Here is a 10,709-nt window from a genome sequence, read left to right on the forward strand (position 1 = left end):
ACTAGGGCTACGCCCAAGTCTCCGCGTCCCTCTCCCCTGCCCGGGCGAAGGGGGGAAATAGCGCCGCTCTCATAAGGGACGAAGCGTGAAGAGTCAGCGGTCTTCTGAAACCCCAGGCCCGATGGGATGCGGCAGGAGGGCGGGGTCGACGCCGGCGCCCTGGCTTTCGGGAAAGCCCTCGATGGAGCCCATGCGCTCGGCGTCGCGCTTCACCGCCGGCTCGCTCTGCATATAGACGGCGACCAGCTCGGCCAGCGATTCCAGAGCGTCCTCATGGATGCGTTCATAGCCGTGCGAGGCGTCGATGCCGAAGGTCAGCAAGGCGGTGCGGATGTCATTGCCAGCCTCCACCGCCGCGGCCCCGTCGCAGCGGTAATAGCGGAATACGTCGCGCTGATGCGGGATTGAATGTTCCTTCGCCAGCCGGATCAGCTTGTGGGTCAAATGATAGTCGAACGGCCCGGTCTGATCCTTCATGGCAATGGTGACGCCGGTCTCGCGCGAATTCTGCCCCGGCGCGGTGGTGCCATTGTCGATGCTGACAAGCTCCGACACATCGCCATGCAGCACGGCGGACGCGCCGGACCCCACCTCCTCCGAGATGGTGAACAGCAGATGGCAATCGACCGGCAATTGCAGCTTGTTGTCGACCATCGCCTTGGCCGCCGCCAGCATCACCGCCGCCCCTGCCTTATCGTCCAGATGCCGGGAGACGATATAGCCGCTATCGAGGAATTCGGCCTGCGGGTCGATGGCGACGTAATCGCCGATATTCACCCCCAGCCGCACCAGATCCTCCCGGCTGTCGGATTGGGCGTCGATGCGCAGCTCAACGTAATCCCAGCCGACCGGCAGCTTGTCGATCTCGGTATTGAAGGTATGGCCGGACGCCTTCAAGGGCAGGATGGTGCCGCGATAGGCCCCCTCGTCGGTGAACAGGGTAACGCGCGCGCCCTCGGCGAAGCGGGCCGACCAATGGCCGATCATCACCAGCTCCACCCTTCCGTTCGGCTTCAGGTTCTTCACCATGGCGCCCAGCGTGTCGAGATGGCTGACCAGCGCCCGGTCGGGGCTGTATTGCCGGCCGGGCATGTCGGCGCGGATCGCGCCGCGCCGCGTCAGCTCGTACTTGATGTCCAGCTTCTCAAGCTCACCGCTGACGAACCGGACCACCTGATCGGTAAAGCCGCTCGGGCTGGGGATGCACAGCAGTTCCCACAGCACGCTCTTCAGGTAGCCCATATCGATGGTCGGCTTGATCATGCTTTCCTCTTATTGTTTCGTAGATTTATCGCATGTCCTTGGGCGGCCAGCGGTCGATGGCCGTCTGCGGGAACAGCAAATCGATGAAGCGTTCCGCCGTCGGCTGCGGCTCGTGATTGGCGAGGCCGGGCCGCTCGTTCGCCTCGATGATCGCATAGTCCGGCTCTTCCGGCCGGGTGACGATGAAATCCATGCCGACGACGGGAATGTCAATCTCCCGCGCCGCCTTCACCGCGGCCTCCACCAGCTTGGGGTGTAGCCGGTCGGTGACGTCATGGATGGTGCCGCCGGTATGCAGATTGGCGGTCTTGCGCACCAGAAGAGTCTCGCCCTCCGGCAGGATGCTGTCCAGCTCGTAGCCGCCCATCATCACGCAGCGCTCGGTTTCCAGATCCATCGGGATATGGCTTTCGCCCCCGGTGGCGGCGGCGCGGCGGCGGCTCAGCTTTTCGATCAGCTGCTCCACCGTGTGCTGGCCGGTGCCGGTCACGCAGGGCGGACGGCGCATCGCCGCCGCCACCACCTTGAAGCCGATGACGACCAGGCGCAGATCGTCGCCCTTCACCAGTTCCTCGATCAGCACTGTCTCGCAGGTGCGCCGGGCCAGCTCGATGGCGCTCTTCAGCGCTTCGACGCCGCGCACATCGACGCTGATACCGCGCCCCTGCTCGCCCCGCGCCGGCTTCACGACGACGGCGCCATGCTCCTTCAGGAAGGCGATATCGGCCTCAAGATCACCGGCGGTGCGCTGGGCTGGAACGCGCAACCCCGCCTTCTCCATCAGCCGCCGGGTGACCGCCTTGTCGTCGCAGCGGCTCATGGCGACGGCCGTTGTCAGCTCCGACAGGCTCTCGCGGCACAGGATCGAGCGGCCGCCATGAATCAGCCGGAAGAAGCCGCCCTCGGCGTCCAGCACCTCGACGCCGATGCCGCGCCGGCGCGCCTCGTCAACCAGCAGCATGGCGTAGGGGTTCAGCTTCTCCTCGACCGGCGGACCGACGAACAGCCGTTCGTTGATCGTGTTCTTGATCTTCACCGCGAACACCGGCACGCGCTGGAAGCCCAGCTTCTCATAAAGCGCGATGGCCTGGTCGTTGTCGTGCATCACCGACAAATCCATGTAGGCCCGGCCACGCGCCGCGAAATGCTCGGCCAGATGGCGCACCATCGCCTCGCCGACGCCGGGATAGGCGGTCTGCGGATCGACCGCCAGGCTCCACAGGCTGCTGCCGTTCTCAGGATCCTTGAAGGCGTTCACATGGTCGATGCCGGTCACCGCCGCGACCACCTTGCCGGTCGCCATATCCTCGGCGACCAGGAAGGTGAGGTGCTTCTTCATCCGGTTGCCCCAGAGGAAGGAAGGCTCGACCTGCACCATACCGCGCGCGGCGTAGATGTCGTTCACCGCCTGGGCGTCGGCCAGGGTGCGCAGGCGGCGCACGGCAAAGCCCTTCGGCCGGCGGCGAGAGGCGCGATAGCCGCTCATCTGCAGCCGATAGGTGTGCGACGGGTCCAGGAACAGCGCCTGCGGGGCCTTGGCCAGCAGCACATGCGGCTCGTGCACATAGAAAGCGATATCGCGCCGGCCGGACGGCTCCTCGCGCAGCACCTGCACCAGCGCCTGGGCGTCGGTGAAGGTGTGGGCGAAGATCAGCTGGCCCCAGCCGCAATCGATGCTGACATTGACCGGCCAATCCTCGCCCTGGCGACGTTCGCCCTGGCGGCTCGATTCGCGGACGCTGACGGCGGTATGCCGCTGCAACCGTTCGGAGACGTTCCGGACGCGGCGTTGAGCGGGCACGCGGGCGGCTTGTATCATCTTTCCCTCTCCTGGGCGCTTATTAGACACCGTGCGACTGCAACCACAATTCCAGCAGGCCGCACTGCCACAGCTTGGAGCCGCGCAGCGGGGTCAGATGCGCATCCGGGTCGGCCAGCAGCGTATCGATATAAGCCGGGTTGAAGAGCTGGCGTTCCCTGGCGCGTGGGGAATGCAGCGCGTCATCGACCATCTTCAGGAAAGGGCCGCGCAGATATTTCAGCGCCGGCACCGGGAAATACCCTTTCGGCCGATCGATCACCGAGGCCGGGATCACCTTGCGGGCGGCTTCCTTCAACACGTATTTGCCATCGCCCTCGACCTTCATCTCGGGCGGGATCCGGGCCGCCAGCTCGACCAGCTCATGATCCAGGAAAGGCACGCGCGCCTCCAGGCCCCAGGCCATGGTCATGTTGTCGACGCGCTTCACCGGGTCGTCGACCAGCATGATCGTGGTGTCCAGCCGCAGCGCCTTGTCGACCGCCGTATCGGCACCCGCCGCTTCCATGTGCCGGGTGACGAAATCCAGGCTGGCATTGCCGTTCACGAAGCGCGGGTCGACCGCCTCGGCGAATTCCGCATGGGTCCGGTCGAAGAACACGCGGGAATAATCGCCGACCGCATCGTTGCTGCTCATCAGCGGCGGGTACCAGTGGTAGCCGGCGAATACCTCGTCCGCCCCCTGGCCGCTCTGCACCACCTTCACATGCTTGGCGACCTCCTGCGACAGCAGGTAGAAGCCGATGGCGTCGTGGCTGACCATCGGTTCGGCCATGGCGTGGATGCAGTTCGCCAGCTCCGGCAGGGCGCGGGAGGAATCGACGAAAAGCTGGTGATGATCGGTGCCGAAATGCTCGGCCACGATGTCCGAATATTGGAACTCATCGCCGCGCTCCTCGCCGACCGTCTCGAAGCCGACCGAGAAGGTCTTCAGATCCTGCTGGCCCAGCTTGGCGAGCAAGCCCACCACCAGGCTGGAATCCAGCCCGCCGGACAGCAGCACGCCAACCGGCACGTCGGCCACCAGCCGGCGCTTCACCGCCAGCGTCAGCGCGTCCAGCGTCTTTTCCTGCCAATCCTCGAAACTGAGATTGGCCTCGTCGGCGCGGCGCACGAAATCCGGCGCCCAGTAGCGTTCTTCCTTCCGGCTGCCATCCGGCTCAATGACCATTACGGTCGCCGGCGGCAGCTTGCGGATGCCCTTCAGGATCGTATATGGGGCCGGCACGACGGCATGGAAGCTCATGTAATGATGCAGCGCCGTGCGGTCGATATCGGTATCCAGCGCCTCGCCCGTCGCCTTGGCGGCGGCGATCAGCGCCGGCAGGCCGGAAGCGAAGCGGAAGCTCTTGTCGGTCTCGGCATAGTAGAAGGGCTTGATGCCCAGCCGGTCGCGGGCGATGGTCACGCGGCCACTGTCGCGCTCGACGGCGGCGAAGGCGAACATGCCGTGGAACCGCTTCACGCAATCCGGCCCCCAGGCGTGAAACGCCTTCAGAACCACCTCGGTATCGCCGGTGGAGAAGAAGCGGTAGCCCTTGGCCTCCAGCTCGGCCATCAGCTCGCGGTAATTATAGATGATGCCGTTGAAGACGATGGTGACGCCCAGCTCGTTATCGACCATCGGCTGCTGCGCGCGCTCCGACAGGTCGATGATCTTCAGCCGGCGATGGCCCAGCGCCACGCGGCCTTGCAGGAATATGCCCTCGCCGTCGGGTCCTCGGGGTGCGAGCGCCGCCGTCATCGCCGATACGGCGGTGGAGGAAGCGCGTCGGTCGTCGAACCGGATCTCGCCGGCAATGCCACACATCTATCTGCTCTCCGTCTTGTTCTCGATCCTTAGAAACGCATGAGACGCGGTGATGTTCTGAGATAAAGGCAATAATCGAGCGCTGTCAGAAGGCGTTCGGAAAATGCAAATTGCCGGAAATCGCATCGCTGCGTCCGTCACAGATTTTTCATAGGAATAGGTGGGCGATCTTGAGGATCGAAGGGATAGGTCGATAAAGCCGCATCACGGGCAGGATTGCCTGCCGCCACGGCCGTTCAAGCCCTATATTGTTCGCCTTATCGATAATTCAAGGTAATGGGGTGCTGTTTTTCCGGCTCATCAGTCAGCCAGGTAATATTCTATTGTCGAGACCACGCGCACCTTTTTCTCGACCGTCGCCGATTCGTCGAACGGCATGCCGTCGTCGCGCGGCAATATCTGGAACACGCCCTGGCTGGCCTTGCGAATGGCGCCAACGCTGGAGCCGGAATCGGCAGCGAACTGGGTCGCCCCCTCGCGAGCATTCTGCGTGGCGGCGGCGATCATCTCCGGCTTGACGTCGTTCAGCCGGGTGAAGACGTAGCGCGGGGCCACCCCCTCGCCCAGGACAACGCCGCGGCTGACCAACTCGCCGACGCGGCGCGACAGATCGACCACCTTGTCGACATCCTCGGTGCGCACCAGCAGGGTCTGGGCGATTATGAAGCGGTCGCGCACGCCTTCCGGCCGATAAGGGTTGGCCTGGATGTCGGTGACCTCCAGCCGCTGGCGCTGCACCGCCTCGGCCGGCAGCCCGGCGGAGGTGAGGAAATCGATCACCGCCGCGACATCGGCCTCGATCTTGCCCTGCACCTCGGCCAGCTCGTTGCCCGTGGCGGTGAAGCGCAGCGGCCACAGCGCCAGGTCGGCCTGCACGTCGCGTTCCGCCAGCCCCTTCATGGTGACGTAACGGTCACCCAGACGGCTATCGCTGAAGCCCTTGCCGACGGCAAAGCCGCCCAGCGCGAAGCCGGTTCCCAGAATGGCGGCGGCGGCAAGCAGAACGACCGGGCGGGCGGAAAGGGGCATGGCGATACTCGTGACGGAAAAGGAAGCTCTATGCGTTTACCTATCACGCGATTGTGACGCTTCCGGGGACGCCCCATATATTTTCAGCCATAGGAAAGCCATGGTCGCACCCTATGATATTATATGCGAGTAATTCGCAGTTGCTGGAGTGTGAGATGCAAAACCTGACGCAGACGATGCGGACGACAAGCCCGATCAGCCGGACGATGCGCTGGGCGCTGGCCGGCGGCGCGCTCGTCCTGCTGGCCGCGTGCGCGCAGCCGACGCCGTACAAGCCGCGCCTCGATACCTCGACCGGCTTTGCCGAGCAGCAGCTGGAGGCCAACCGCTTCCGCGTCACCTTCGCCGGCAACCAGGTTACCGGCCGCGAGATTGTGGAGAATTACCTGCTCTACCGGGCCGCCGAGCTGACGCTGCAAAAGGACGGCGACCATTTCGTGCTGGCAGACAAGGAAATCGAGCGGGTTACCGATTATTACCAGCAATATGACCCCTGGCCCGGCAGCTACGGGCTGTATGGCATGCGCCGCTATGGCGGCTTCGGCTATGGCATGGGCTATAATACGTCCACCTATGCGCAGAGCAGCTATCGCGGTTATGCCGACATCCTGATTTTCAAGGGCCCGACGCCGAAGAACGACCCCAAATCCTTCGACGCCCGCGAAATCATCAAGAATCTCAGCCCCTACGTGCAACGCCCGCAACAGGCGGGCTGAGCCCCCCAGGCGGCACGCTTGCTAAGGCTTACGGCCGGTGCAGCACCCCGCCGAGGGTGGGCGCCGGCACTCCGGTCGTGCCGGGGAAGCTGAGGGGCAATCCCAGCTTGTGGCGGATGGCGAGGTAGGCGAAGGCCTGGGCCTCCACATCGTCGCCATCCCAGCCGATATCCTCCATGCTGCGGATCGGCACGCCCAACTCGGCGGCCAGGCTTTCCATCATCAACTGATTATGCCGGCCGCCGCCGCTGACGATCCAGATCGCCGCCGGCGCCGGGAACCAGTCGGCGGCCTTGACGATGCAGGCGACCGTGAGCGCGGTCAGAGTCGCCGCCCCATCCTCCAGGCTCAAGGATTCGGCAAGGCTGGCGGAGAAATCGTCGCGATCCAGCGATTTCGGCGGCTTGCGCGCGAAGTACGGCCCTTCCAGCACGGTATCGATGCGCACCCGGTCCGCAACACCGGCGCGCGCCAGGCGACTACCCTCGTCATAGGGTTGGCCGGTATGGCGCAGCACCCAATCGTCGAGCAACGCGTTGGCCGGGCCGGTATCGAAGGCCAACAACACGCCGTCCGCGCCGATCCAGGTGACATTGCCGACGCCGCCCAGATTCAGCACCGCCAGCGGGCGCGGCAGATCCTCGGTGAGCGCTGCGTGGAAGATCGGCGCGAAGGGCGCGCCCTCCCCGCCGGCCGCCACATCGGCGCTGCGGAAATCATTCACCACGGCGATGCCGGTCTCGCGCGCCAGCAACCCGCCATCGCCGATCTGCCAGGTGCGCCCCTTGCCGGCCAGCCCCTGTGTCGGCTGGTGCAGGATGGTGTGACCGTGAAAGCCGATCAGATCAACCTCGGATGGCGGGATAGCGGCCTGTTCCAGCAGGCTGTGCACGGCGGCGGCGTGGCGCAGGGTGAACTCGCGCTCGACGCCGGCGATGTCGGCCCCAGCCGGCGCGCCCAATATGCCGCGCAGGCGCTGCCGGAATTCAGGATCGTAGGGTATCGTCAGGGCGGGACCGATCTCGACCTGTCGCTCGCCGTCGCTGCGCAGCAGGGCCGCGTCGATGCCGTCCAGGGAAGTGCCGCTCATCAGGCCGATTGCGGTCAGCACGGGCATGGTCGCTCCATAGATTAAGAATGGCTGCCATCTAACGGCGATATGCCGCAACGTGCAACCCAGCGCGCAACCCGGCTTCCCCAACGGGCCGCAGTTCGGATAGTCTGCCGGCCATGAGCCAGACCTACGTCGACAGCTATTACAGCCGCACCCTCGCCGACGACCATCGCCGCCCGGCGCTGGAGGGGGAGGCGCAGGCGGATATCTGCATTATTGGCGGCGGCATGGCCGGCCTCGCCACCGCGCTGGGGCTGGCGGAGCGCGGCATCACCAACGTCGTGGTGCTGGAAGAAAAACAGGTCGGCTTCGGCGCGTCGGGGCGCAATGGCGGTTTCGTCTCCCCCGGCTATTCCCGCGCGCCCGCCGCGCTGATCGACAAGGTGGGCACGGAGAACGCCAAGGCGCTATACGGGCTGACGGTGGAGGCGATGGACATTATCCGCCGCCGCATTGAGCAGTATGAGATGCCGTGCGGGCCGCTGGTTCCGGGCAAGCTGAACATCTCCTGGTTCGACCGGCCGAAGGAGCTGAAGCGCAACATCGCCTTCATGAACGAAACCTTCGGGACCGAGCTGGAATTCTGGCCGCGCGCCAAGATCCGCGAGCTGTATCTCTCGAAGCGCTATTACGACGCGATCTACAATCCGAACAGCTTTCACTTCCATTCGCTGAACTTCACCCGCGGCACCGCGGCGGCGGCGGAAAAGCTGGGCGTGCGCATCTACGAGAACAGCGCGGTCAAATCGCTCGACCTCAAAGGCGAGGTGAAGCGCATCGCCACCGCCAAGGGCGTGGTGAAGGCCAATCAGGTGGTGTTCTGCACCAGCGGCTATATGGGCTGGATTCTGCCGCGCCTGCGCCTGTCCATCCTGCCGATCGGCACCTATGTCATGCTGACCGAGCCGCTTGGCGACCGGCTGAAGACTGCGATGCGCGGCCATCATGCCGTGGCCGACAACCGGTTCGCGCCGGATTACTACCGCGCCTTGCCCGACACCCGCATCCTGTGGGGCGGGCGGATCAGCGCGGTGACCCAGCCGAAGAACCTGGAAGCCCTGATGCTGGGCGACATGTTGAAGGTCTATCCGCAGCTCGCCGGCACCAAGGTGGAGGTCGCCTGGCCCGGCACCATGGGCTACACCACCCACAAGATGCCGCTGATCGGCAAGCTTGAGCCTGGCGTATGGGTGAATACCTGCTTCGGCGGGCATGGCATGTGCTCGACCACGGCCGGCGGTGAGACGGTCGCGAAGGCCATCGCGCAGGGCGACGACACCTACCGCCTGTTCGAGCCCTTCGGCCTCACCATGGCCGGCGGCCCGCTCGGCCCGCTGGCCGCACAGACCGTCTATTGGTACTGGCAGCTCCGCGACCTGATGAAGCGGTAGAGTCGAACACCCTGTGGCCTTATCCTTCGAGACGCCACCCAAGAGTGTCTTGGATGGTGTCTCAGCATGAGGGCACCTTACATTCCGGTCATCGCCCCAAGCATGCCCTCGCCCTGAGGGCCTACCCCAAGGCTACTTGGGGTAGGCGTCTCGAAGGGCATGGCCGGGTGAAGAAGTACGCCTCCCCGATTGTCGCGGTGCGCAAGCCTGTGCTACATCCCGCGTCCGACAGAAACCCCTGATTTGCCGAGTGGCGCCATGACCAGCCCCATTGCTAGCCCGAAGTCCGATTTCGTTCGCACCATCGTCGAGCGCGGCTACATGCACCAGTGCACCGACCTGGAGGCGCTGGATGCCGGCATGGCGAAAGGCACACCGGTGCCGGCCTATATCGGCTTCGACGCCACGGCGGACAGCCTGCATGTCGGCTCGCTGGTGCAGATCATGATGCTGCGCCAGTTGCAGCGCACCGGGCACAAGCCGATCGTGCTAATGGGCGGCGGCACCTCGCGCATCGGCGATCCCTCCTTCCGCGACGAGGCGCGCAAGCTGCTGTCGGACGAGGATATCGCGCGCAATCTCGCCGGCATCAAGCGCGTCTTCGGCAAGTACCTCGCCTTCGGCGACGGGCCGACCGATGCGGTGATGGTCAATAACGCCGACTGGCTGGACAAGCTGGAATACATCTCCTTCCTGCGCGATTACGGCCGGCATTTCTCGATCAACCGCATGCTGAGCTTCGAGTCGGTGAAGATCCGCCTGGAGCGCGAGCAGTCGCTGAGCTTCCTGGAATTCAACTACATGATCCTCCAGGCCTACGATTTCGTGGAGCTGTGGCGCCGCCTCGGCGTGCAGTTGCAGATGGGCGGCTCCGACCAGTGGGGCAACATTGTGAACGGCATAGAACTGGGCCGCCGCGTCGAGGATGCCAGCCTGTTCGGCCTGACCAGCCCGCTGATCACGACGGCCTCGGGCGCCAAGATGGGCAAGACCGCCAATGGCGCGGTGTGGCTGAATGACGACCGCCTGTCGCCCTATGATTTCTGGCAGTTCTGGCGCAATACCGAGGATGCCGATGTCGGCCGCTTCCTGCGCCTGTTCACCGAGCTGCCGCTGGACGAGATCGCCCGGCTGGAGGCGCTGCCGGGGGCGGAGATCAACGAGGCGAAGAAGGTGCTGGCCTTCGAGGCGACCCGATTGTGCCATGGCGCGGCCGCCGCGCAGGAGGCCGCGGAGACCGCGCGCCGCACCTTCGAGGAAGGCGCATCGGCCGAGGGCCTGCCGACCATCGAGGTGCCGCGCGCCCAGCTCGACTCCGGCCTCGCTGTGTTCGAAGCGTTGCGCCAGGCCGGCCTGGCCGCCTCCAACGGTGAGGCCCGACGGCTGATCAAGGGCGGCGGCGCAAAGCTGAACGACGCCGCCATCGCCGACGAGAACGCCACCCTGACCGCCGCCGACCTGTCCGACGGCGTGCTGAAACTCTCCGCCGGCAAGAAGCGCCACGTCCTGCTGAAGGCAGTGTAACGCCGCCCAGGCCGCAAGAGACCGCCCGATGCTTCGAGACGCC

The 10,709-nt window shown here is 65.1% G+C and carries 8 protein-coding genes; 3 read left to right on the plus strand and 5 right to left on the minus strand.

The window, feature by feature from the left end:
* Positions 1-93 precede the first annotated feature (93 nt).
* The 4 genes from AUP43_RS01550 to AUP43_RS01565 all read right to left on the minus strand — a co-directional run bounded on the left by AUP43_RS01550 (position 94) and on the right by AUP43_RS01565 (position 5,921).
* Positions 94-1,263, minus strand: coding sequence for an osmoprotectant NAGGN system M42 family peptidase (locus tag AUP43_RS01550; protein WP_067551680.1), 1,170 nt, complete (start codon positions 1,261-1,263; stop codon positions 94-96).
* A 25-nt stretch (positions 1,264-1,288) separates the two neighbouring features.
* Positions 1,289-3,082: an N-acetylglutaminylglutamine synthetase gene (gene ngg, locus AUP43_RS01555; protein WP_067551682.1), complete on the minus strand. Its 1,794-nt coding sequence runs from the start codon at positions 3,080-3,082 to the stop codon at positions 1,289-1,291.
* Between the two features lie 22 nt (positions 3,083-3,104).
* Positions 3,105-4,892, minus strand: a complete 1,788-nt coding sequence (locus AUP43_RS01560; protein WP_067551685.1) for an N-acetylglutaminylglutamine amidotransferase — start codon at positions 4,890-4,892, stop codon at positions 3,105-3,107.
* Between the two features lie 300 nt (positions 4,893-5,192).
* Complete coding sequence (locus tag AUP43_RS01565) at positions 5,193-5,921, minus strand: SIMPL domain-containing protein (RefSeq protein ID WP_067551687.1); 729 nt, start codon at positions 5,919-5,921, stop codon at positions 5,193-5,195.
* A 155-nt stretch (positions 5,922-6,076) separates the two neighbouring features.
* On the opposite strand from AUP43_RS01565, the gene AUP43_RS01570 reads away from it, so the two are divergent.
* The gene (locus AUP43_RS01570; RefSeq protein WP_067551690.1) at positions 6,077-6,637 is read left to right on the plus strand and encodes a CC0125/CC1285 family lipoprotein; all 561 of its coding nucleotides are present in this window, start codon (positions 6,077-6,079) and stop codon (positions 6,635-6,637) included.
* A 28-nt stretch (positions 6,638-6,665) separates the two neighbouring features.
* Here AUP43_RS01570 and AUP43_RS01575 read toward each other — a convergent pair whose 3' ends face one another.
* Positions 6,666-7,754 carry an anhydro-N-acetylmuramic acid kinase gene (locus AUP43_RS01575; protein WP_067551693.1) on the minus strand — a complete coding sequence of 363 codons (1,089 nt, stop codon included), beginning with the start codon at positions 7,752-7,754 and terminating at the stop codon, positions 6,666-6,668.
* Positions 7,755-7,867: 113 nt separating this feature from the next.
* On the opposite strand from AUP43_RS01575, the gene AUP43_RS01580 reads away from it, so the two are divergent.
* Together AUP43_RS01580 and tyrS are read left to right on the plus strand one after the other, a co-directional pair.
* Positions 7,868-9,142, plus strand: coding sequence for an NAD(P)/FAD-dependent oxidoreductase (locus AUP43_RS01580; protein ID WP_067551696.1), 1,275 nt, complete (start codon positions 7,868-7,870; stop codon positions 9,140-9,142).
* A gap of 270 nt (positions 9,143-9,412) precedes the next feature.
* Entirely contained in the window at positions 9,413-10,666 is a 1,254-nt protein-coding gene (gene tyrS / locus AUP43_RS01585; protein ID WP_067551699.1) for a tyrosine--tRNA ligase, read from the plus strand.
* Positions 10,667-10,709 lie beyond the last annotated feature (43 nt).

Origin of the sequence: Oceanibaculum pacificum (genome assembly GCF_001618175.1) — a bacterium.
Classification (GTDB): Bacteria; Pseudomonadota; Alphaproteobacteria; order Oceanibaculales; family Oceanibaculaceae; genus Oceanibaculum; species Oceanibaculum pacificum.

What these genes read in the sequence shown, in the direction of transcription:
- ngg (WP_067551682.1), bottom strand. Translation starts at nt 3,082, where the DNA reads ATGATACAAGCCGCCCGCGTGCCCGCTCAACGCCGCGTCCGGAACGTC.
- AUP43_RS01550 (WP_067551680.1), bottom strand. Translation starts at nt 1,263, where the DNA reads ATGATCAAGCCGACCATCGATATGGGCTACCTGAAGAGCGTGCTGTGG.
- AUP43_RS01575 (WP_067551693.1), bottom strand. Translation starts at nt 7,754, where the DNA reads ATGCCCGTGCTGACCGCAATCGGCCTGATGAGCGGCACTTCCCTGGAC.
- AUP43_RS01580 (WP_067551696.1), top strand. Translation starts at nt 7,868, where the DNA reads ATGAGCCAGACCTACGTCGACAGCTATTACAGCCGCACCCTCGCCGAC.
- AUP43_RS01570 (WP_067551690.1), top strand. Translation starts at nt 6,077, where the DNA reads ATGCAAAACCTGACGCAGACGATGCGGACGACAAGCCCGATCAGCCGG.
- AUP43_RS01560 (WP_067551685.1), bottom strand. Translation starts at nt 4,892, where the DNA reads ATGTGTGGCATTGCCGGCGAGATCCGGTTCGACGACCGACGCGCTTCC.
- AUP43_RS01565 (WP_067551687.1), bottom strand. Translation starts at nt 5,921, where the DNA reads ATGCCCCTTTCCGCCCGCCCGGTCGTTCTGCTTGCCGCCGCCGCCATT.